This window comes from Burkholderia sp. 4NA327C6 (assembly GCF_005502655.1).
Lineage (GTDB): Bacteria > Pseudomonadota > Gammaproteobacteria > Burkholderiales > Burkholderiaceae > Burkholderia > Burkholderia contaminans.
The window spans coordinates 16071-37519 of the sequence record NZ_SCNZ01000066.1 but is presented as its reverse complement, the minus strand read 5'-3'; the positions used below and the strand labels follow the sequence as shown (position 1 = coordinate 37519).

At 66.1% G+C, this 21449-nt stretch carries 19 protein-coding genes and 1 tRNA gene; 5 read left to right on the top strand and 15 right to left on the bottom strand.

The window, feature by feature from the left end; all coding sequences use genetic code 11:
• The 4 genes from FFS49_RS38020 to FFS49_RS38005 form a co-directional block, all read left to right on the top strand.
• Positions 1–620, top strand: a 620-nt coding sequence (locus FFS49_RS38020; protein WP_137951053.1) for an efflux RND transporter permease subunit, incomplete at its 5' end; no start/stop codon positions are given.
• Positions 610–1785: an efflux RND transporter periplasmic adaptor subunit gene (locus FFS49_RS38015; RefSeq protein ID WP_105816889.1), complete on the top strand. Its 1176-nt coding sequence runs from the start codon at positions 610–612 to the stop codon at positions 1783–1785. The genes FFS49_RS38020 and FFS49_RS38015, both read left to right, overlap by 11 nt.
• A complete protein-coding gene (locus FFS49_RS38010; protein WP_105816890.1) occupies positions 1778–3193 on the top strand; it encodes an efflux transporter outer membrane subunit in 1416 nt (471 codons plus the stop codon). Before FFS49_RS38015 ends, FFS49_RS38010 begins: the two co-directional genes overlap by 8 nt.
• 110 nt (positions 3194–3303) lie before the next feature.
• Positions 3304–3561, top strand: a complete 258-nt coding sequence (locus FFS49_RS38005; RefSeq protein WP_105816891.1) for a hypothetical protein — start codon at positions 3304–3306, stop codon at positions 3559–3561.
• Between the two features lie 72 nt (positions 3562–3633).
• Here the strand turns inward: FFS49_RS38005 and FFS49_RS38000 are convergent, their stop codons facing one another.
• From FFS49_RS38000 to FFS49_RS37990, 3 genes are read right to left on the bottom strand one after another with little or no spacing between them, the layout of a single operon-like run.
• The gene (locus tag FFS49_RS38000) at positions 3634–4299 is read right to left on the bottom strand and encodes a response regulator transcription factor (protein WP_105816892.1); all 666 of its coding nucleotides are present in this window, start codon (positions 4297–4299) and stop codon (positions 3634–3636) included.
• A gap of 19 nt (positions 4300–4318) precedes the next feature.
• Entirely contained in the window at positions 4319–5710 is a 1392-nt protein-coding gene (locus FFS49_RS37995; protein ID WP_105816893.1) for a HAMP domain-containing sensor histidine kinase, read from the bottom strand.
• 11 nt (positions 5711–5721) lie between these two features.
• Entirely contained in the window at positions 5722–6396 is a 675-nt protein-coding gene (locus FFS49_RS37990; RefSeq protein WP_105816894.1) for a response regulator transcription factor, read from the bottom strand.
• Positions 6397–6612: 216 nt separating this feature from the next.
• Between FFS49_RS37990 and FFS49_RS37985 the strand changes: the two genes are divergently transcribed.
• Complete coding sequence (locus tag FFS49_RS37985; protein WP_039342572.1) at positions 6613–6912, top strand: DUF4148 domain-containing protein; 300 nt, start codon at positions 6613–6615, stop codon at positions 6910–6912.
• 111 nt (positions 6913–7023) lie between these two features.
• On the opposite strand, the gene cyoD is transcribed toward FFS49_RS37985, so the two are convergent.
• The 12 genes from cyoD to cysS all read right to left on the bottom strand — a co-directional run bounded on the left by cyoD (position 7024) and on the right by cysS (position 21321).
• The gene (gene cyoD, locus FFS49_RS37980; RefSeq protein WP_011352504.1) at positions 7024–7356 is read right to left on the bottom strand and encodes a cytochrome o ubiquinol oxidase subunit IV; all 333 of its coding nucleotides are present in this window, start codon (positions 7354–7356) and stop codon (positions 7024–7026) included.
• Positions 7357–7965: a cytochrome o ubiquinol oxidase subunit III gene (cyoC, locus tag FFS49_RS37975; RefSeq protein WP_021162482.1), complete on the bottom strand. Its 609-nt coding sequence runs from the start codon at positions 7963–7965 to the stop codon at positions 7357–7359.
• Positions 7965–9971: a cytochrome o ubiquinol oxidase subunit I gene (gene cyoB, locus FFS49_RS37970; protein ID WP_071334701.1), complete on the bottom strand. Its 2007-nt coding sequence runs from the start codon at positions 9969–9971 to the stop codon at positions 7965–7967. Before cyoB ends, cyoC begins: the two co-directional genes overlap by 1 nt.
• Before the next feature lie 3 nt (positions 9972–9974).
• Entirely contained in the window at positions 9975–10862 is an 888-nt protein-coding gene (gene cyoA / locus FFS49_RS37965; protein ID WP_039342567.1) for a ubiquinol oxidase subunit II, read from the bottom strand.
• 275 nt (positions 10863–11137) lie between these two features.
• Positions 11138–12667 carry an NADH-quinone oxidoreductase subunit M gene (locus tag FFS49_RS37960; RefSeq protein ID WP_105816895.1) on the bottom strand — a complete coding sequence of 510 codons (1530 nt, stop codon included), beginning with the start codon at positions 12665–12667 and terminating at the stop codon, positions 11138–11140.
• 458 nt (positions 12668–13125) lie between these two features.
• Entirely contained in the window at positions 13126–14514 is a 1389-nt protein-coding gene (locus FFS49_RS37955; RefSeq protein WP_105816896.1) for a hypothetical protein, read from the bottom strand.
• Positions 14515–14709: 195 nt separating this feature from the next.
• A tRNA-Ser gene (locus FFS49_RS37950) sits at positions 14710–14803 on the bottom strand.
• Positions 14804–14913: 110 nt separating this feature from the next.
• A complete protein-coding gene (locus tag FFS49_RS37945; RefSeq protein ID WP_039364692.1) occupies positions 14914–16167 on the bottom strand; it encodes an aspartate kinase in 1254 nt (417 codons plus the stop codon).
• A 342-nt stretch (positions 16168–16509) separates the two neighbouring features.
• Positions 16510–17931, bottom strand: a complete 1422-nt coding sequence (tilS, locus tag FFS49_RS37940) for a tRNA lysidine(34) synthetase TilS (protein ID WP_105816897.1) — start codon at positions 17929–17931, stop codon at positions 16510–16512.
• 46 nt (positions 17932–17977) lie between these two features.
• The gene (locus tag FFS49_RS37935; RefSeq protein ID WP_039364696.1) at positions 17978–18949 is read right to left on the bottom strand and encodes an acetyl-CoA carboxylase carboxyltransferase subunit alpha; all 972 of its coding nucleotides are present in this window, start codon (positions 18947–18949) and stop codon (positions 17978–17980) included.
• Between the two features lie 103 nt (positions 18950–19052).
• On the bottom strand, positions 19053–19880 hold the full coding sequence (locus FFS49_RS37930; RefSeq protein ID WP_039364698.1) for a DNA-3-methyladenine glycosylase: 828 nt from the start codon (positions 19878–19880) through the stop codon (positions 19053–19055).
• Between the two features lie 43 nt (positions 19881–19923).
• A complete protein-coding gene (gene cysS / locus FFS49_RS37925; protein ID WP_105816898.1) occupies positions 19924–21321 on the bottom strand; it encodes a cysteine--tRNA ligase in 1398 nt (465 codons plus the stop codon).
• Positions 21322–21449 lie beyond the last annotated feature (128 nt).

Sequence of the window (21449 nt, the reverse complement as noted above, 5' to 3'; positions counted from 1 at the left end):
ACGCGAGCGCGGCCGGCTTGCCCAAGGGCTCGCGCGTGACCGTGCGCGGCCAGGTACAGACGATGAACGGCGCATTCGGCGGGCTGCTCGCGGGCCTCGCCGGCGCGGTCCTGCTGATCTACCTGCTGATCGTCGTCAACTTCCATTCGTGGCGCGACGCATTCGTGATCGTGAGCGGCCTGCCCGCGGCGCTCGCCGGCATCGTCTGGATGCTGTTCGTCACGCGCACGCCGCTGTCGGTGCCGGCCTTGACGGGCGCGATCCTGTGCATGGGGGTCGCGACCGCGAACAGCATCCTCGTCGTGACGTTCGCGCGCGAACGGCTCGCGCACACCGCCGACGCGGCCGTCGCCGCGCTCGAGGCCGGCTTCACGCGCTTTCGGCCCGTGATGATGACCGCGCTCGCGATGATCATCGGCATGGCGCCGATGGCCCTCGGTCTCGGCGATGGCGGTGAGCAGAACGCGCCGCTCGGCCGCGCGGTCATCGGCGGCCTGCTGTGCGCGACCGTCGCGACGCTCGTGTTCGTGCCCGTCGTGTTCAGCCTCGTCCACCGGCGCGATCGCGCGCCCCGTTCCGAATCCCTGCCCCTCACTCCGGGAGAACAGCATGTCCACTGAATTCGACGTCCGCCCCCCTGGCACGCCGCGCTATCTGAAACCGCTGGCGATCGCGGGCGCCGTGGCCGCGCTCGCCGTCGCGGCAGCCGGCCTCGTCGCCCGCCTGCACGATGCGCGCGCGGTCGCCGCCTGGACCGCGCAACAGGCGATCCCGACTGTCGCGACGGTTACGCCGCAGCCGGCCGCGGCCGATGCGCTGGTGCTGCCCGGCCGGCTCGACGCGTACGTCGACGCACCGATCTACGCGCGCGTGCCCGGCTACCTGCACGCGTGGTACGCCGACATCGGCGCGCATGTGAAAGCCGGCCAGTTGCTCGCGTCGATCGACACGCCCGATCTCGACCAGCAGTTGCAGCAGGCACGCGCCGACCTGCAGAGCGCGACCGCGAACGAACGGCTTGCGGCCGTCACGGCCGCCCGCTGGGCGGAGATGCTCGCGCAGGATTCCGTCTCGCAGCAGGAGGCCGACGAGAAACGCAGCGACCTCGACGCGAAACACGCGGCCGTCGCGGCGAGCACCGCCAACGTACGGCGGCTCGAAGCGCTCGAATCGTTCAAGCGGCTCACCGCACCGTTCGACGGCATCGTGACGGCCCGCAAGACCGATGTCGGTGCACTGATCGACGCCGGCAGCGGCAACGGCGCCGAGCTCTTCACCGTGTCGGATGCGCGTCGGCTGCGGCTGTACGTCCACGTTCCGCAAGACGACGCGGCCGCGATCCGCGCGGGCATGCGCGTCGCGCTGACCGTGCCCGAGCGCCCGGGCATGACGTTCGACGCGACGCTCGCGGATTCCGCCCAATCGATCGACCCGGCTTCCGGCACGCTGCTCGCGCAGTTCTCGATCGCCAACCCGGCAGGCACGCTGTTCCCCGGTGAATACGCGCAGGTGCGGATCGCAATGCCCGGTGCCGCGCATGCGCTGTCGATTCCGGCAAGCACGCTGATCTTCCGCCACGACGGGTTGCAAGTCGCCGTACTCGATGCGACCGGGCATGCGCGGCTGCGCAACGTCTCGATCGCGACCGATCTCGGCACGCGCGTCGAGATCGCATCGGGGCTCGCGGCTGGCGACCGCGTGATCGACAATCCACCCGATTCGCTCGCGAATGGCGACCCCGTGCGTATCGCCCGCGCCGCGGCGACGGAGCGTGCGCATGGCTGACCGTCTGCTCGCTGTATGGCTGGGCAGCATCGCGCTGCTCGCCGGCTGCTCGTTGGCGCCGAGCTATCGCGCGCCAGCCGTTCCGGTACCGGCCGCGTTTCGCGAAACGGGTGCGTGGGTCGATGCCGTACCGGCCGATCGCCTGCCGCGCGACGGCTGGTGGCGCGTGTACGGCGACGCGACGCTCGACCGGCTCGAACCGCTCGTCGCGCGCGCGAATCCCGACCTGGCCGCTGCCGTCGCAAGGCACGATGAAGCCGCCGCGCTGTTCGACGACGCGCATGCGGCATTGCTGCCGACCGTGGGTATCGATGCCGAAACCGACCGCGATCGTCAGTCCGCGCGCCGACCGCTGCGCGGCAGCGGCCAGCCGGATACCTATGCGTCGAACACGCTCGAAGCGGGGTTCGGCTACGACGTCGATCTGTGGGGCAAGGTCCGCAACGCGGTCGCGGCCGGCCGCGACGACGCGCAGGCGGCCGACGACGATCTCGCGTCGGTCCGGCTCAGCCTGCAGGCCGGCGTCGCCAGCACCTACTTCGACCTCGCGGGGCTCGACCGCGAAGCGGACACGCTCGCGCGAACGATCGACACGTACCGCCGTGCGTGGCAACTGACGGTCAGCCGCCATCACGGCGGCCTCGCATCGGGGCTCGACGTGTCGCGTGCGCAAACGCAACTCGCGCTCGCCCAGGCGCGTGCGTCCGACATCGCTGCGCGTCGCGCGCTCGACGAGCATGCGATCGCGGCACTCGTCGGGGAGTCCGCGTCGACGTTCTCGCTGCCGCCCGTTGCGGCGCTGCCGGGCGTGCCGTCGATTCCGACGGGACTCGCGTCGACCCTGCTCGAACGCAGGCCGGACGTCGCCGCCGCCGAACGCCGCGTCGCGGCCGCGAACGCGCGGATCGGCGTCGCACGCGCCGCCTATTTTCCCGACCTGTCGCTCGGCCTCGACGCCGGGTTCCAGAGCGATACGTTTTCCCCATGGCTCGCCGCGCCCAACGAGATCTGGTCGATCGGGCCGCGTCTCGCGATGACGCTGTTCGACGGGGGCCGGCGTGCCGCCGGCGTACGCCATGCGCGCGCGCAGTTCGACGAACAGGGCGCGCGCTACCGCGCAGTCGTGCTGCAGGCGTTCCGGGAAGTCGAGGACGATCTTGCGCAGTTGCACCGCCTCGGCGACGAATCGGACCAGGCCGACGCGGCGCTCGTCGCGGCGCGGCATTCGCTTGCGCTCGCGATGTCACGCTATCGCGACGGCGCGGTCAGCTATCTCGACGTGGTCACCGCACAGACGACCGAACTCGATACGCAGATCGCGGCGCTCGACGTCGACGCTCGACGCCTGCAGGCATCCGTCGGGCTCGTGCGTGCGCTCGGCGGCGGCTGGCACGACGCGCGTTCATGAACGTTTCTTCATCGGCGCGCCCGATGCCTGCACGGGCGCAACCGATAACGTCGATCCTGCCGGCATCGTCATCGCGGCACCGGCCACTGTCACTTGAAAAGGATCACGCCATGAAGACCTTGATGTTCGCCACCCTGCTCTCCGCCCTGTGTGTCGCGCTGCCCGGCCGGGCCAGCGCAACGCCGCCCGGCACCGCGACTGCGCCGCAGACGTACGCCGCGTCCGCTTCCGCACCGTTGACGTCGCAACCGTCATGGAACGCACGGCCGGCCACGCCGCTGACATGCGCGCAGGTTTATCGCGAACTCGTCCGCGCCGAACGCGACGGCCAGCTCGCACAGCTCAACCGCGAACTCTATTCGCACTGACTACACGCAATCGAACATGCCGCGCGACGCGCGGCATGCGCCCCCTCGCCGGCGCGGTGCAATACCGCGACATCACCCGCCTGCGTCGAACCTGAATCCGAATCGCGCGACCGTTTCGATGCGCGCGGAAAACGCGTTTGCGGCCAGCTTGCGCCGCAACCGCACGACCAGCGCATTGACCGTCTCGGGTTCGACGTCGGCATCGCCCCATGCATAACGCAGCACGGCATCGCGCCCGACCGGTCGCCCCGCTTCGCGCAGCAGGCATTCGACGAGACGAAATTCGCGCATGCTGAGCGCCAGTCTCCGGCCGTGCTCCTCGAGTGCGCGCGTGGCCACATCGAGCCGGACCGACTCGCGCATCGCGATGACGCCCTTGCGGCGCCACAGCGCGCGCAACCGCTCGTGCAGCTCCACGAACGAACAGGGATGGGCAAGACACACGTCGCAGCCGGCCAGCAACATCCGCGCGCGCTGCGCAGGAGTCGTGCCGGCGACGATCGCGGCAATCGTCGCGTCGCCCGCCGATGCGGCGAGTCGCGGCAATGCCTCGAGCATCGCCGGGCCGGCAGCCGGGTCGGGCGCAACGATCACGATGGCATCGAACCGGTCCTGGGTCGCCACGAAGCAGCCATCGCGCCATCCGTCGACGCGCTCGACGCCATGCGTGCTCTCGCGAAATGCCTTGTCGAGCCGCGCCGCCTCCGGGTTCGGCGGGGAAATCAGCAGGATGCGCATCGATCGTTCCCCGACGCCGTCATGCGAGCGAACGCGGCCAGCACTCGACCGTGATCGCCGTACCGGCCAGCGGTGCATCGCCGATCCGCAGCGCAAAGCCGTGCACGCGCATCACCGCCGAGACGATGCTCAGCCCAAGCCCGGAACCGCTCACATGACGCGTGCGCTCGCCCCGATAGAAACGCTCGAGCACCGCGTCGCGCTCATCGGGCGGGATGCCGGGCCCGGTGTCCTCGATCCGCACGAGCGGGCCGTTCGGCGTTGAATGGAGCGCGACGCGCACTCGGCCGCCCGGCGGCGTGAACTTGATCGCGTTGTCCGCGAGATTGCTGAACGCCTCGAACAGCAGCGCACGGTCGCCATGAATGCGGTCGACCGAAGTTGCCGCGAGTTCGAACGACACGTCGACGGCTTCGGCCAGCGGCTCGTAGAGCTCGCAAACGTCGCACAGCAAGGCCGTGACGTCGACCGCGGCAAAGCCGCCACGGCGGCTCAGCGTGCCGATCTCGGAGATGCGCAGCATCGCGCGAAAGCGCTCGAGCAAGCGGTCGGTCTCGTCGCGCGCCGACGCCAGCAATGCCGACGACGCGGGATCATCCGCGCAAAACGGCTGCTCCGCGAGCCGGGCCAGCATCGTGTGCACCCGCGCGAGCGGCGTGCGCAGATCGTGCGCGATGCCGTCGCAGGTATGACGCACCTCGCCCATCAACCGCTCCACTTCGTCGAGCATGTGGTTCACGAGATGCGCGAGCAGGTCGAGTTCGTCGTAGCGTCCGACCGGCAGCCGCTTGCCGAGATCGCCCTCGGCGATCTGCCGCGTGACGCGCCGGATCGCGGCGACGCGGCGCATCTGCCGCATGCCGAGCATGCTGCCGCCCGCGATGCCCGCGATCAGGATCATCACGCCGCCGATCACGAGCCCGCGGATCGCGACATCGCGGATCTGGATGAAATGCGACAGGTCGCGCGCGACGACCAGCGTCATCCCGTTGTCGCGGCGTACCGCCATCGCGCGCGTGATCGGTGCGGGCTGACCGTCGAGCGGCGCAAGCGTGCGGTTCAGCGTGCGTCCGTGGCGATCCGTGCGCAGCGCGGGCGGCGTCGCGATGTCCCCGGCGACGCGGCGCCCGTTCGCGTCGAACAGCCCGTAGAAACTGGTATGCATGTGCTCGTGCTCGAGCCGCCGGTGAATCGCGAGCGGCAGCTCGGCATCGGGAATCGAATCGAAATAGATCAGCTGCCATGCGAGCACCTCGTCGGTGTCGCGCGCCATCGTGTGCGTCGCGGCCACGCTGATCACGCCCGCGAGCACGAGCAGCGAAACCGAGAAAATCGCCGCATACGCGCACAGCCACCGAAACGTCGTCGTGTGCCAGCGGCGCGAGAAGTTCGCCGCGCGAGCCGCATCCATCCGGGCCTCCGTCATGCGAGCATGTAGCCCGAGCCGCGCACCGTCTGGATCATCGGGGTCACGCCGGGCGGATCGATCTTCTTGCGCAACCGGCCCATGTGGACGTCGATCAGGTTGGTGCCGGGATCGAAGTGATAACCCCATACGGTCTCGAACAGCATCGTGCGCGTGATCGTCTGCCCCGCATTGCGCATCATGAATTCGAGCACGCGGAACTCGGTCGGCAGCAGCGGAATCTCGTCGGCCCCGCGACGCGCGCAGCGCGAAATGAGGTCGAGCTCGAGCGCACCGACCTTCAACAACGTCTGCTGCGGGACGCCCGACGCCTGCCGGCGACGCAGCAGCACCTCGATGCGGGCACTCAGCTCGCCGGAATCGAACGGCTTCGTCAGGTAATCGTCGCCCCCCGCGCGCAGCCCGCGGATGCGCTCGTCGACATCACCGAGCGCGCTGAGCATCAGCACCGGTGTATCGATGCCGACCGTGCGCATCGCCGTCAGGATCGCGAGGCCGTCCGCGCCCGGCAGCATCCGGTCGAGCGTGATCGCGTCGTACGATGCGCTCATCGCGCGCAGCATGCCGTCGCGGCCGTTGTCGATCCAGTCGACCTCGAACCCGCGCGCGGTCAGCTCGCCGACGATTTCGTTCGCGGTCACCGCATCATCCTCGACCGTCAGTACTCGCATGGTTGCCCTCGCAATGAACATCATGACGGGCGCACGCGATGCGCCCGCGACTATCGTAGCCGCCCCGATCGCCGTCCGGCGTTACATGAAAAATGCTTCATCCGGCGCGGTGGCACACGGGTGAAACATGTTTCATCCGCGCGTCGCCCGCCCCGTCGTGCACGCCGCCTACGCTGACGTCATGCGGCATCGGGCCGCGCAACCAGGAGCTTCCGGATGAAACTGTCGACTACCGTCGCCTGCATGCTGCTCGCATGCGCCAGCACCGCCGCGTTCGCGGCGCCGCACCTGACACCGCAGGAATGCAACGCGTATCCGTTCGTCCACACCGGTCACGACGTCACGCATGCGGACCTCGTGCGCGAGCTGACCGAACTCGAACAGGTCGGCTACGAGCCGGCGCATGCGAGCCCGTATTACCCCGACGATCTCGACGGCGCGAAGGATCGGCTCGCCGCCGAGTACCGTGCCGACTGCACGCATGCGCTGACGGCCGATGCGGGTGCACGGCACTGATCCCGCTGCCCGGCGCAACGCAGCCGGGAAAAAACAAAAAAAGGCGGCACTCGCGTGCCGCCTTCTTTTCATGAACGCGCATGGATATTGCCCGCTGCGCCGCGATGCCGCTCAGCGCGACATCATGTTCATGCTGACGTTGTGCATCACCCACAGCGTGCCGACGATCAGGATCGCCGCGGTCAACACCGTATAGCTGAACGCCATCACGTTCCAGCGCTGGCCCGACGAGCCGTTCATGTGCAGGAAGTACACGAGGTGCACGACGATCTGCACGAACGCGAGCACGGCAAGCGCGATCAGCGACGCGTGCGGCGACAGCACGCCGCCCATCACGAGGCCGAACGACGCGGCCGTGAGCAGCACCGACAGGATGAAACCGGCGACGTAGCCGCCGACACTGCCGTGCCCTTCTTCGAGTTGAGACGAATGCGAATGGGCCATTTAGATCACGCTCGCGAGATAGACAAAGGAAAACACGCAGATCCACACGATGTCGAGGAAGTGCCAGAAGAGGCTCAGGCACGTCAGGCGTCGCAGGTCGCGATCGGTCAGGTCGCCGCCGCGGAACACGATCTGCCCGGCGAGCACGATCATCCACAGCAGGCCGGCCGTCACGTGCAGCCCGTGCGTGCCGACCAGCGTGAAGAACGCCGACAGGAACGCGCTGCGCTGCGGGCCCGCGCCCTCCGCGATCAGGTGCGAGAACTCGCGCAGTTCCATCACGAGAAACGCCGCGCCGAGCACGAACGTCACCGCGAGCCACGCGAGCAACGCGCCCCGCCGCTGCTTGTATGCAGCGAGCATCGCGAAACCGTACGTGATGCTCGACAGCAGCAGCGCGGCGGTTTCCACCGCGACGCCCGGGATATCGAACAGGTCTTTCGCGGTCGGCCCGCCCGCATACTGCTGGCCGAGCACCGCGAACGTCGCGAACAGCGCCGCGAAGATCACGCAGTCGGTCATCAGGTACAGCCAGAACCCGAACACCGAATGCGACGGCGGATGGTCGTCGTGCTCGAGCAGGGTTGCGCTCAAGGTTTTCTGCAACATCAGTTGGCCTCCAGTTCCACGTCGTCGACGCGCGCAGCCACGCGCTTCGTCGGCTGCTTGTCTTCGATCTTCCGCACCGTCGACGCGGGGATGTAATAGCCGTCGTTGTCGCGCGAGCTGTAGATCACGAGCGTCGCGACGATCCCGACGAGCCCGCCGATCGCCATCCACCAGATGTGCCACACCAGCGCGAAGCCGAGCACCAGGCTGAAGATCGCGACGACGAGGCCCGCGCAGGTATTCGACGGCATGTGGATGTCGCGAATCGCTGCCGGGTTCGGCCGGCCTTCGCCGTGCGCCTTCATGTCCGCATATGCGTCAAGCGTGCGCACTTGCGGGATCACGGCGAAGTTGTAGTCGGCCGGCGGCGACGAGGTCGCCCACTCCAGCGTGCGGCCGCCCCACGGATCGCCCGTCGTGTCACGGTACTCGGGCAGGTTGCGGTTGCGGATGCTGACCACCAGTTGCAGCAGCTGGCATGCAATGCCGATCGCGATCAGCACGGCGCCGAACGCGGCGACCAGCAGCCACGGATGCCAGGCCGGGTTGTCGTAATGGTTGATCCGGCGCGTCATGCCCATGAAGCCGAGCACGTAAAGCGGCACGAACGCAACGTAGAAACCGATCTGCCAGAACCAGAACGCCGCCTTGCCAAGCTTCTCGTTCAGCTTGAAGCCGAACGCCTTCGGGAACCAGTAGTTGAAGCCCGCGAGGTAGCCGAACAGCACGCCGCCGATGATCACGTTGTGGAAGTGCGCGATCAGGAACAGGCTGTTGTGCAGCACGAAGTCCGCGCCGGGGATCGCCATCATCACGCCGGTCATGCCGCCGAGCGTGAACGTGACCATGAAGCCGATCGTCCACAGCACGGGCGTCGTGAATTCGATCCGGCCGCGGTACATCGTGAACAGCCAGTTGAACACCTTCACGCCGGTCGGGATCGCGATGATCATCGTCATGATGCCGAAGAACGCGTTCACGTTCGCACCCGAGCCCATCGTGAAGAAGTGGTGCAGCCACACGAGGAACGACAGCACCATGATCGCGCAGGTCGCGTACACCATCGTCTTGTAGCCGAACAGCGGCTTCCTCGCGAACGTCGAGATGACTTCCGAGAAAATGCCGAACGCCGGCAGGATCAGGATGTACACCTCGGGGTGACCCCATGCCCAGATCAGGTTCAGGTACAGCATCGCGTTGCCGCCGGCTTCGTTCGTGAAGAAGTGCATGCCGAGGTAACGGTCGAGGCCGAGCAGCGCGAGCGTCGCGGTCAGGATCGGGAACGACGCCATGATCAGCACGTTCGTGCAGAGCGCGGTCCACGTGAACACCGGCATCTTCATCAGCGTCATGCCCGGCGCGCGCATCTTGATGATCGTCACGAAGAAGTTCACGCCGGTCAGCAGCGTGCCGACGCCCGAGATCTGCAGCGCCCACAGGTAGTAGTCGACCCCTACCCCCGGACTGAACTGCAACTCCGACAGCGGCGGATACGCGAGCCAGCCCGTCTGGGCGAATTCGCCGATCACGAGCGAGATGTTGATCAGGATCGCGCTGACGGCCGTCATCCAGAACGACAGCGAGTTGATGAACGGGAATGCGACGTCGCGCGCGCCGATCTGCAGCGGCACGATCAGGTTCATCAGGCCGACCATGAACACCATCGCCATGAAGAAGATCATGATCACGCCGTGTGCCGTGAAGACCTGGTCATAGTGATGCGGCGGCAGGTAGCCGGGCCCGTTGTACGAGAGCGCGAGCTGCATGCGCATCATGATCGCGTCGGCGAAGCCGCGCAGCAGCATGATCAGCGCGACGATGATGTACATCACGCCGAGTTTCTTGTGGTCGACCGTGGTCAGCCATTGCGTCCACAGCCATTTCCACCGGCCGGTGATCGTCAGCGCGGCGAGGATGCCCAGCACGACCAGCCCCATGAAGGCACCGGCCCCCATGATGATGGGCTGATCGAACGGGATCGCCGAGAGTGTGAGTTTGCCGAACATGCGTTACCCCTTCGTGCCGCAGGCGGCGTCCTTCAGGTCGAGGACGTGGCCATCGTTGTATTTCGCGATGATGTTGTGGAAGAGCCGCGGATCGACCGACGAGAAGTAGCGCACGGGCGCCTTCTCGCTCGGCTGAGCGACGGTGCCGTACACGGTCGCGTCGAGCCGGTCCGGCGACGCCTTCACCTTCTGCACCCATGCATCGAACTGTTCGCGCGGCTCGGCAAGCGTGCGGAACTTCATGTCGGAGAAGCCGCGGCCGCTGAAGTTGGCGGACGTGCCCGCATAGTTGCCGGGCTCGTCGGCGATCAGGTGCAGGCGCGTCTGCATGCCGGCCATCGCGTAGACCTGGCCACCGAGCTGCGGGATGAAGAACGAGTTCATCACCGAATCCGACGTGATGCGGAAGTTCACCGGCGTGCCGACGGGAATCGCGAGCTGGTTCACCGACGCGATGCCGAGTTCCGGATAGATGAACAGCCACTTCCAGTCGAGCGCGACGACCTCGACGTCGATCGGCTTCACCGACGACTCGAGCGGCTTGTAAGGGTCGAGCTCGTGCGTGGTCTTCCACGTGAGCACGCCGAGGAACAGGATGATCAGCGTCGGCACCGTCCAGATCACGACCTCGATCGCGGTCGAGTGCGACCAGTTCGGCGCGTAGGTGGCGTTGCGGTTCGACGCGCGGTAACGCCACGCGAACCACAGCGTGAGCAGGATCACCGGCACGACGACGATCAGCATCGCCCAGGTGGACGTCGCGATCAGCGCCTTTTCGGCAGCGCCCACGCTTCCTTTCGGATTTAGTACATCTAAATTACAGCCTGACAGGCTCAAAGCCGCGCCGATCGACATCAGCGCCACTCCGCCTTTTGAAGCTTTTCTTTTCATCACACAGCCCGAGGGTCATTGAATCCGTTTGCGTATGCCCGATGCGCATTCGATCCACGAAAGTGGCCGAATCATACGTCGCGCGAGTGCGATAAAAAATCAGCTAATGCGGCAAATCATCATTGCAGAATCTGCTGTGAGACAGATTGTCGCGGGGCAATTTCACGCAGCCGGAAGCCGGCCCGGCGCTCCCTGCGCCGGACCTCGACCTGATCGATGTGCGTGCAACGACCGCACCGCCGTGCGGTGCGCCCTGCTCGCGCGGCGTGCCGCGCTCAGCCGTGCGTCGACGCCATGTACGACTGCTGCGGCTGCGCGGGGCCGTCCCCGGTCGGCAGCTTCGAATGGCTCGCGTCTTCGATCAGCCGTCCGACGGTCGGATCGATCGCGTCGGTGAACGGCTTTGGATCGATGCCGACCGCCAGCACCACGAGTGCGAGCGACGCGAACATCACGATCTCGCGACGGTTCAGGTCGGCGAGCTTCGCGATCCGCTGGCTCGCGACCTTGCCGAACACGACGCGCTTGAGCATCCACAGCGTGTACGACGCGCTGAGGATCAGCGTCAGCGCCGCGATCGCGCCGATCCAGAAGTTGAAGCGGATCGCGCCCATGATGACCATGAACTCGCCGACGAACCCCGACGTGCCCGGCAGGCCGACGTTGGCCATCGCGAACAACACGGTGAAGGTCGCGAAACGCGGCATCACGCCCGCCACACCGCCGTACGCTGCAATCTCGCGCTGCTTCGTGCGATCGACGAGCACGTTCACGCACAACAGCATCGCGCCCGCGACGAAGCCGTACGACACGAGCTGGACGATCGCGCCTTCGACGCCGATCCGGTTGAACAGGAACAGCCCGAGCGTGACGATCCCCATGTGCGCGACCGTCGAATACGCGAGCAGCTTGCCGAGATCGGTCTGCGCGAGCGCGATCAGGCTCGCGTAAACGATCGCGAACAGCGACAGCGCGATCACGGCCGGCGCGAAGAAGTGGCTCGCATCGGGCGTGACCGGCAGCGCGAAGCGCAGGAACCCGTAGCCGCCGAGCTTGAGCATCGCAAGCATCAGCGCGGCGCCGGTCGGGCCGTCGGTGTAGACGTCGCTCAGCCACGTGTGGACCGGCCACATCGGCACCTTGACCGCGAACGCGGCGAAGAAGCCGAGGAACACCAGCAACTGCGGCGCGAAGCCGAGCTGCAGCGTGCGCCATACGGCCATGTCGAACGTATGCGACTGCGCGTACAGGTACAGCATCGCCATCAGCAGCAACAGCGAGCCGGCGAACGAGATGAAGAAGAACTTCACGGCCGCGTACACGCGACGCTCGCGCCCCCACGTGCCGATCAGCAGGTAAAGCGGGATCAGCGTCGCCTCGAAGAAGATGAAGAACAGCAGCCCGTCCTGTGCAACGAATACGCCGACCATCAGCCCCGACAGGATCAGGAAGGACGCGTAGTACTGCGCGACGCGTACCGTGACCGACTCCCACGACGCCACCACCACCACGAGTGTCGTGAACGCGGTCAGCACGACGAGCCACAGCGACGCGCCGTCGATGCCGACCCGCCATCCGGAATTGAATGCCGCCAGCCAGTTGCGGCTTTCGACGAACTGCATCGCGGCCGAATGCGCATCGAAACCGGCAACCAGCGGCACGACTGCCGCAAGCCCCACCAGCGCGCCGGCGAGCGCGATCAACCGCGTACGCCGTGGATGATGGTCGGAACCGGCGCGCAGCAGGCACGCGCCGAACAGGATCGGAGCCCAGATGGCCAGGCTCAGGAAGGGGAAATCATGCATGTCAACAAGGCCTTGATGAAGTCGCGCACTGCATCGGGGACAGGCGAGACGAAAGGATCGAAATCAAATCGACAGGTAGATTTCGTGAATCGCCAATGTTGGCAAAATGTAAAGCAGCATCACCGGAAAACTTGACGCCGCTCAAACGCGATCGGGTTAACCAGCATAAGGCGATTGATTATTTTCTGCAGCGCAGCAGAGCGTCGTTTTACAGTGCGGGCCTATACCACTGATTTTTATGCGTAATTTTTTGTATTACCCGATAAGGTCGATCGCAAAAATCGACGCAGTGCCGCATTTTTGATGTCGGCGTGTTATTTCGGAGGGTCGGAGGACGCTAATTGAAGCATGGCAGGACAGCGAACGAGCGGCTCTCCATCCTTACATGCAATCTTTCATTTTCAATACAATCGGCCTTGCCTTGCGCAGGCCGTACGACGGGCCGCACCGGCTCGCCCCTACCGCTGACGGCTCAGGCGATCCCAGATGCGCATCGTCACCGCGCGATAGTGATTGTGTTGCGCGGGAAAATGGACGAAGCGGCTGTCGCGCGTGGCATAGACCGGCGACGCCGCGAGTGTCATCGCATCAACGATATAGCGCGCGTCGATCATGCCGGACTGCAGCAACTCCACATAGATCGCCTGCTGGTCGCCGCCGCTCGCATAGACCGACGAACGATCGCCGAAACTCTCGATGCGGGCACAGATGCGCTCGACCAGGTCGCGCATCGGCGCCACGTTGCGCACGCCGATCATGCACGAATTGATTGCCCATGCCGTGTGATCGGTACCGATCACGAAGTCGCGGCCGTCGATCGTACTGTCGATGGCCTGACGCTGGTCGATCGCCAGAATGTCCGCGTCGACCCAGAAGACGAACGCGTGATGCGGCAGATGTTCGCGAATCAGATGCAGCTTCGCCCAGTTCGCACCGATGCCGTCCGGCAGAAATCCGGGAGGTTCGCGATACGTGTGATACGCGTAACCATGCCGCGTGCAGTAGCGAGCGAAATTCTCCTCGTGCAGATCGCCATATCCCGCGATATGCGACGTATGCAGGCTCACGAACGCAATCGGGGCCTGCGGATTCACGTGCCGCTCCGCACCGCGTTTACTCTGTTGCGCGGCACGCCAGTCGTCCATTGCGTGCGGGCGATCGCCGCGCTGGTATCGCTCGGCATCGTCGACGAGCGCCGCCACATAGCGGAAATCGTAGTCGGCAGCCGGCGCCCAGACGTCCTCCACTTGCCGCCACTCGGGCGCCTGGTGCGCCACGAGCGGCCGGGCGCCTGCGATCGAATCGATCGCGAGCCCGTCGCCCCAGATCGTCTGGACCGATGCGAAATGCCCGTTCGTAAGCGGCATATCGAACGGCAGCGGCGAAAAGTGCTCGGCCAGCAGCGTCGCCTCGCACGCGTGCCGCCGCTCCGGGAGGTACATCGCCCATTTGCCCAGCTCGACCACCAGCTTGCGCAACTGCTCACGCACGCCGGGCACGTTGCGGAAGATCATGCCGCTCGCAGCGGGCAGCGCCGACTTCGGCGTCTGCGTCGTGACGATCGCATCGTAACCCTGCGCGACATCCTGCAGCGCGTGCGGATCGAACACGACGGAAAACGGGTCGAGCACGAGCAGCAACGCGCCCGGCTCCATCGCGACGAGCTGCGCGACGATCACGTGGTACTTGTGCAGGATCGGCTGGCGCTCGCCATACACGTGCATGCCGTCGACCGTCACATGCCGGTAGCCGTGCAGCTGCGCATAGCGCGCGTGGTTGTCGACGAGTCCGTCGACAGGCCGATGAGAAAGGACCGTCAGAACTGAATGCGGGCTGGCCAAGCGCATTACCCCAAGTCACATCGAACGATAGGCGATATGTAACCCACTATCGCCACTCAAGTCGAGTACTCATGGCGTGACCGGCCGCCTCGTCCGGCGGGCGGACGCGATCCCGGCCGCATCGTGTGCCCGGTGCGCGACAGGCCCGAAAAAGAAAAAGCCCCGCAAGTCCGAGAACTTGCGGGGCTTTGTCACCGCTTTTGGCGGAGACGGAGGGATTCGAACCCTCGATCCAGGTTTTGGCCCAGATGCTCCCTTAGCAGGGGAGTGCCTTCGACCTCTCGGCCACGTCTCCCAAACTTTCGCTCGCACCAGGGAGGCAGTGCGACGAGAACGAAATAATATAGGGTTTCGAACCGCTCGTCAATTTCCGTGATGCATTTTCTTCAACGCATCACGAAAAATTCACGATGCCTGGTCGAGTTCGAATGCCTTGTGCAGCGCGCGGACAGCCAGCTCCATGTATTTCTCGTCGATCAGCACCGAAATCTTGATTTCGGACGTCGAGATCATCTGGATGTTGATGCCCTCCTCCGACAGCGTGCGGAACATCTTGCTCGCGACGCCCACGTGCGAACGCATGCCGACGCCGACGACCGACACCTTCGACACCTTCGGGTCGCCCTGCACGTGCTCGGCGCTCACGTGGCCCTTCACCTGGTTGGTGAGGATGTCCATCGCCTTCTGGTAGTCGCCACGGCCGACCGTGAACGTGAAGTCGGTCTTGCCCTGGACGCTCTGGTTCTGGATGATCATGTCGACGTCGACGTTCGCGTCCGCGACCGGGCCGAGGATCTGATACGCGATGCCCGGCTTGTCGGGCACGCCCATCACAGCAATGCGTGCTTCGTCGCGCTGGAACGCGATGCCGGAAATGACTGCCTTTTCCATGGTCTCGTCTTCTTCAAAAGTAATCAGGGTGCCCGAGCGCATTTCTTCGTCGAGCGCAATCAGCGGATCGGTCAGGCTCGACAGCACACGCGTCTTCACCTGGTATTTGCCGGCGAATTCGACCGAGCGGATCTGCAGGACCTTCGAGCCGAGGCTGGCCATTTCCAGCATTTCCTCGAACGTCACGCGATCGAGGCGGCGCGCCTCTTCGACGACGCGCGGATCGGTCGTGTAGACGCCGTCGACGTCCGTATAAATCAGGCACTCTTCGGCACCCAGCGCGGCCGCGACCGCCACTGCCGACGTATCCGAGCCGCCACGGCCCAGCGTCGTGATGTGGCCATCCGGATCGACGCCCTGGAAGCCCGTGATGATCACGACCTTGCCTGCATTCAGATCGGCCTTCACGCGTTCGTCGTCGATCGAGTGAATGCGCGCTTTCGTGAACGCGCTGTCGGTCTTGATCGGCACTTGCCAGCCGGCGTAGCTCACGGCCTCGACGCCGATTTCCTGCAGCGCGATCGACAGCAGGCCGACGCTGACCTGCTCGCCGGTCGACGCGATCATGTCGAGCTCGCGCGGGCTCGGCTGGCTCGAAATCTCTTTCGCAAGACCGAGCAGACGGTTGGTTTCGCCGGACATCGCCGAAGGCACGACTACCATCTGGTGCCCGGCCTGATGCCATTTTGCGACGCGTTTCGCGACGTTCTTGATGCGCTCGACCGAGCCCATCGAAGTGCCGCCGTATTTGTGTACGATGAGTGCCATTGTCGTTCTGAACTGGAGGAGAAGCCGCACGGGCGCGCTGGGCAGGCCGCGTAGCCGTTCGGTCACGCGGCTTGTGGCTGTGGACGGACGACGAGGGGGACGGCTGGGACGCAACACGCAAGCGTGACGGATTTTGCCCGGAAGGCCGATCAGGCCGCGCAAACCGGGTACGTCACGCGGAAAACCTGCACAAATCGCTCAAAAATCGAGCCGAGCAAACGACCGAGCGTACCCGATAGAGGCCCGCTTGACAAGCCGCTCGCGGCATCCGGGGCCGTTCCGGCGCTGTTTACCAAATGGTGAAAATGCGCGTGCGATCGCGCGGCAGGCGACCTGTCGCCGTCAGGCAATCAGCAGGTCCGGACGCCACTCGATCCGGCGCCACGCGCCGTCACCGGGCGCCCCGCCGCCGGACAAGCCGGCATCGCGATTCACGCCAACGCGCGGCACGTAGATCAACAAGTCGCCGGAGAACAGCAGCGGCACGTCGCGCTGCCAGGCGGGCACGCCACGCTCCTGGAACAGGTTCTTCAGCGTACGGCCCGGGCCGCCCGGCGACGTGCGCATCCGCTCGCCGCCCGCTCGGGCACGCGCCGCCAGCCGCGCGCCGCGCAGCAGCGCCTCTGGCACCGCGTCGGCGCTTCCCGCGTCGGCCGGTGCGAACACGAACGTGCCGCGCCATCCCGGCAGGCGCCAGACTTCCTGCCCGTCCCACGCGAGCACCGCTTCCGGATGCGGGCTCCCGGTGCCGTCATCGGCCGGTTCGCTGCTGTCGCCCGCTTCCCAGTAGACGACGTCGCGATAAAGGCGCAGGCATTGCCCCGCGTGATCGACGCGCAGCGCATGGGCGACATTCGTGGCACGCAACTGCCGCATCATGTTGGCGAGCCGGGCAGCCGACGCGCCCGGCAAGCCGAGCCGGCGCATCCAGAAGCGCAGCAGGTTCGCGCCGCGCGTGTCGTCGAACGCGACCAACGCGTCGCGCGACAGTGCCTGCCCGTCATCGCGCGCGGCACCGGCGAAGTCGAGTTCGGCCAGATCGTCGAGCAGTCGCTGCGCGGCCGCCGCATGCTGGGCCGCGCGGCCGAGCGCATCGCGAAAGCCCGGGAAATGCACGGCCAGCGCCGGCAGCACGTCGATGCGCAACGCATTGCGCGCGAAGCGCGTGTCGTTGTTCGATTCGTCGTCGATCCATGCCAGGTCGCGCTGCGTCGCATAGCGCTCGAGTTGCGCACGCAACAGTCGCAGCAGCGGGCGTACGCGCTCGACGCTCACGCCGTCAGGGCGGTAACGCGGCGCCATGGCGGCAAGCCCCGCGATCCCCGCGCCGCGCAGCAACTGCAGCAGCACGGTCTCGGCCTGGTCGTCCGCATGCTGCGCGAGCCACAGCGCGGCCGCGCCGTGGCGTTCGCACATCTCGTCGAGCGCCGCATAGCGCTGCTCGCGCGCCGTCGCCTCGACGCCGAGGCTGCTGTCGCGCGGCACGTCGACGCGCATCGATTCGAATGCGACACCGAGCGCTGCGGCGCTCGCCTCGGCGTGCGCCACCCACGCGTCGGCGTTCGCACTCAGCCCGTGATGCACGTGCAGCGCGACGCAACGCGATGCGCCCGCGACGCGCACGGCCGCATCGAGCAGCACCGTCGAGTCGAGGCCGCCGCTGTACGCGATCGCGATGCGTGCATCGGCCGGCATGCCGGAAAGCGCAACGCCGACCGCGTCGAGGACGACGCGGTCGGCGGAGAATTCGGTGGGTGGAATCACGAGAGGAACGCGCGCGCAGCGGCGCGCGATTGGAGGGCGCAGCCGGTCATGCGCCCGGCGTGGTTTCCTTGAACTTGCCGTAGGCCATCAGGCGCTCGAAGCGGCGCTCGCGCAGCGCATCGATGCTCATCCCCTGGAACTGGCGCAGCGAATCGGCCAGCGCACGGCGCAGCAGCGCGGCCATGCCCTTCGGATCACGATGCGCGCCGCCGAGCGGCTCGTTGATGATCTTGTCGATCAGGCCCAGCGCCTTCAGGCGGTGCGCGGTCAGGCCCAGCGCTTCCGCTGCTTCCGGCGCCTTCGCGGCACTCTTCCACAGGATCGACGCACAGCCTTCCGGCGAGATCACCGAGTAGGTCGAGAATTGCAGCATCATCACGGTGTCGGCCACCGCGATCGCGAGCGCGCCGCCCGAACCGCCCTCGCCGATCACCGTCGTGATGATCGGCGTCTTCAGTTCGGCCATCACGTAAAGGTTGCGGCCGATCGCCTCCGACTGGCCGCGCTCTTCCGCGCCGATGCCCGGGTACGCGCCCGGCGTGTCGACGAACGTGAAGATCGGCAGACCGAACTTCTCGGCGAGACGCATCAGGCGTTCGGCCTTGCGATAGCCTTCCGGACGCGGCATCCCGAAGTTGCGCGCGGCGCGCTCCTTCGTGTCGCGGCCCTTCTGGTGACCGATCACCATGCACGGATGGCCGCCGAAGCGCGCGAGGCCGCCGACGATCGACACGTCGTCCGCGAATGCGCGGTCGCCGTGCAGCTCGTGAAAATCGGTAAACAGCTCCGCAACGTAATCGAGCGTGTACGGACGCTGCGGATGCCGCGCGATCTGCGAGACCTGCCACGGCGACAGGTTCGCGTAGAGGTCCTTCGTCAGTTGCTGGCTTTTCTTCGACAACCGCTCGATTTCTTCCGAAATGTCGACAGCCGAGTCGTCCTGCACGAATCGCAGCTCTTCGATCTTGGCCTCGAGTTCGGCGATCGGCTGTTCGAAATCCAGAAACGTGGTCTTCATGTGTTCGAATCCTTGGGTCTTGCGGCAGCGCGTATTCTACCCGCGCGGGCGACGCTCAAAACCGGCTCTCAACTATTGATGTTTAAAACCCGATAGCCGCCGCTCAGGCGTCGGCGTCGGGTGCATCGAGGCTGCGCCACATGTACCAGGTCGCGACAGTGCGCCACGGTTCCCAGTTGGCGGCAACCTCACGCGCCTCGCTGCGCGTGACGGGTTCCCCGCTGAAGTAATTGACGCTGATCGCGCGGATCAGGCCCGGGTCGTCGAGCGGCAGGACGTCCGGCCGAGACAGGTTGAAGATCAGGAACATCTCGGCCGTCCAGCGACTGATGCCGCGGATCTGCGTGAGTTCCGCGATCACGTCCTCGTCGTCCATCGACGTCCATTTGTCGACGTGCAGCGCGCCCGACACGAAATGCTGCGCGAGATCGAGGATGTATTCCGTCTTGCGCTTCGACAGCCCGCATGCGATCAGCTTGTCCGCGCCGAGCCGGATCACCGGCTGCGGCGCGAGTTTCGGACAGGCATCGCCGATGCGCGCCCACAGCGACTGCGCGGACGGCACTGAAATCTGCTGGCCGACGACCGAGCGCGCGAGCGTCACGAACGGATCGCCGCGCTTCACGAGATGCGCGGGACCGAACTTCGGAATCAGTTTCTTCAGGATCCGGTCGCGCTTGACGAGGTCGGCGCATGCCTTGTCCCAGTATGCAGGACGCACGACGACCTCCTCGCCGTCCGCTTCGGACGCACGGGCCTTGCGGGCCGCGTCGGCGGCCGGCAACGCAGCCGCCGGCTGCGCATGACCGTTGAGCGCGCCGTTCGGCACGGCGCGCGTCGCGTCCGTCTTCGCCGGCGGCACGCGCTTGGCTGCCGGACGCGCGGCGACCGGGGTCGCGCGCCTGACCGGCGCTTTTCTGGCCGTTGCCATCCTGCCTCCTACCTGACGGATCGGTCAGTGGAACGCGCCGCGCTCATACGCGACGCCATTCGGTCGATCCGCCCGGTTTGTCTTCAAGTGCGATACCCGTCTCGAGCAGTTCCGCCCGGATCCGGTCCGCTTCGGCATAGTCCTTCGCTTGCTTCGCCGCGACACGCGCGGCGATCTTCGCTTCGATCTCGTCGGCGGCGAGCCCGCCCGCCTGCGCGGCGCCGGACGCCTGCTGCAGGAACGCGCGCGGTTCGCGCCCCAGCAGGCCGAGCAGGGCCGCCAGCTGTTTCAGTTGCCGCGCGAGCGATGCGTCGCCCGTGCGATTCACCTCGCCCGCCAGCTCGAACAGCGTCGCCACCGCGACCGGCGTGTTGAAATCGTCGTTCATCGCGGCGGCGAAACGTTGCGCGTGCGGCTCGTTCCAGTCGAGCGCGAGCGTGTCGGCTTCAACATCTTTCAGTGCGGTATAGAGACGCGTGAGCGACGCGCGCGCATCGTCGAGATGCACGTCGCTGTAATTGAGCGGCGAACGGTAGTGCGTGCGCACGATGAAGAAGCGCATGACTTCGGCATCGTAGCGTTCGAGCACTTCGCGGATCGTGAAGAAGTTGCCGAGCGATTTCGACATCTTCTCGTTGTCGACCTGCACGAAGCCGTTGTGCATCCAGTAATTGACGAACGTCTGGCCGGTCGCGCCTTCGCTCTGCGCGATCTCGTTCTCGTGGTGCGGGAATTGCAGATCCTGGCCGCCCCCGTGGATGTCGAAATGCTCGCCAAGCAGCGTGCAGCCCATCGCCGAGCACTCGATGTGCCAGCCCGGGCGACCCATCCCGTACTTCGACGCCCACGACGTGCCTTCCGGATCCTCCGGCTTCGCGCGCTTCCACAGCACGAAATCGAGCGGATCCTCCTTCGCGTCGTTCGCGGCGACGCGCTCGCCCGCGCGCAGGTCGTCGAGCGACTTGCCCGACAGCTTCCCGTAGTTCGCGAACTTGCGCACCGAGTAGTTGACGTCGCCGTCGGTCGCCTGGTACGCGTAGCCGTTCGTCTCGAGCGTCTCGATCATGCCGAGCATCTGCGGGATGAACTCGGTCGCGCGCGGCTCGATGTCGGGCCGCTGGATGCCGAGCGCGCTTTCATCGTCGTGCATCGCGCCGATGAACCGGTCGGTCAGCGACTTGATCGTCTCGCCGTTCTCGACCGCGCGGCGGATGATCTTGTCGTCGATATCGGTGATGTTGCGCACATACGTGACCCGGTAACCGATCGCACGCAACCAGCGCTGGACGAGGTCGAACACGACCAGCATGCGCGCGTGGCCCACGTGACAATAGTCGTATACGGTGATTCCGCATACGTACATCCGCACTTCGCCGGACTGGCGCGGCACGAAGACTTGCTTGTCACGCGCGAGCGTGTTGTAGATGCGCAGTGATTCCATAGAGATGAACCGTGAGCCGAAGGAAACCGCCCTGGCGAAGCTCGCCCAGCATGCGAAACGGACGGACCATCTGCTGCGGCACCAGGCCGAGCGTCCTCGATATCACATGGGGCGGTCAGGCTGCAAGC

What these genes read in the sequence shown, in the direction of transcription:
- FFS49_RS38015 (WP_105816889.1), top strand. Translation starts at nt 610, where the DNA reads ATGTCCACTGAATTCGACGTCCGCCCCCCTGGCACGCCGCGCTATCTG.
- FFS49_RS38010 (WP_105816890.1), top strand. Translation starts at nt 1,778, where the DNA reads ATGGCTGACCGTCTGCTCGCTGTATGGCTGGGCAGCATCGCGCTGCTC.
- FFS49_RS38005 (WP_105816891.1), top strand. Translation starts at nt 3,304, where the DNA reads ATGAAGACCTTGATGTTCGCCACCCTGCTCTCCGCCCTGTGTGTCGCG.
- FFS49_RS38000 (WP_105816892.1), bottom strand. Translation starts at nt 4,299, where the DNA reads ATGCGCATCCTGCTGATTTCCCCGCCGAACCCGGAGGCGGCGCGGCTC.
- FFS49_RS37995 (WP_105816893.1), bottom strand. Translation starts at nt 5,710, where the DNA reads ATGGATGCGGCTCGCGCGGCGAACTTCTCGCGCCGCTGGCACACGACG.
- FFS49_RS37990 (WP_105816894.1), bottom strand. Translation starts at nt 6,396, where the DNA reads ATGCGAGTACTGACGGTCGAGGATGATGCGGTGACCGCGAACGAAATC.
- FFS49_RS37985 (WP_039342572.1), top strand. Translation starts at nt 6,613, where the DNA reads ATGAAACTGTCGACTACCGTCGCCTGCATGCTGCTCGCATGCGCCAGC.
- cyoD (WP_011352504.1), bottom strand. Translation starts at nt 7,356, where the DNA reads ATGGCCCATTCGCATTCGTCTCAACTCGAAGAAGGGCACGGCAGTGTC.
- cyoC (WP_021162482.1), bottom strand. Translation starts at nt 7,965, where the DNA reads ATGTTGCAGAAAACCTTGAGCGCAACCCTGCTCGAGCACGACGACCAT.
- cyoB (WP_071334701.1), bottom strand. Translation starts at nt 9,971, where the DNA reads ATGTTCGGCAAACTCACACTCTCGGCGATCCCGTTCGATCAGCCCATC.
- cyoA (WP_039342567.1), bottom strand. Translation starts at nt 10,862, where the DNA reads ATGAAAAGAAAAGCTTCAAAAGGCGGAGTGGCGCTGATGTCGATCGGC.
- FFS49_RS37960 (WP_105816895.1), bottom strand. Translation starts at nt 12,667, where the DNA reads ATGCATGATTTCCCCTTCCTGAGCCTGGCCATCTGGGCTCCGATCCTG.
- FFS49_RS37955 (WP_105816896.1), bottom strand. Translation starts at nt 14,514, where the DNA reads ATGCGCTTGGCCAGCCCGCATTCAGTTCTGACGGTCCTTTCTCATCGG.
- FFS49_RS37945 (WP_039364692.1), bottom strand. Translation starts at nt 16,167, where the DNA reads ATGGCACTCATCGTACACAAATACGGCGGCACTTCGATGGGCTCGGTC.
- FFS49_RS37935 (WP_039364696.1), bottom strand. Translation starts at nt 18,949, where the DNA reads ATGAAGACCACGTTTCTGGATTTCGAACAGCCGATCGCCGAACTCGAG.
- FFS49_RS37930 (WP_039364698.1), bottom strand. Translation starts at nt 19,880, where the DNA reads ATGGCAACGGCCAGAAAAGCGCCGGTCAGGCGCGCGACCCCGGTCGCC.
- cysS (WP_105816898.1), bottom strand. Translation starts at nt 21,321, where the DNA reads ATGGAATCACTGCGCATCTACAACACGCTCGCGCGTGACAAGCAAGTC.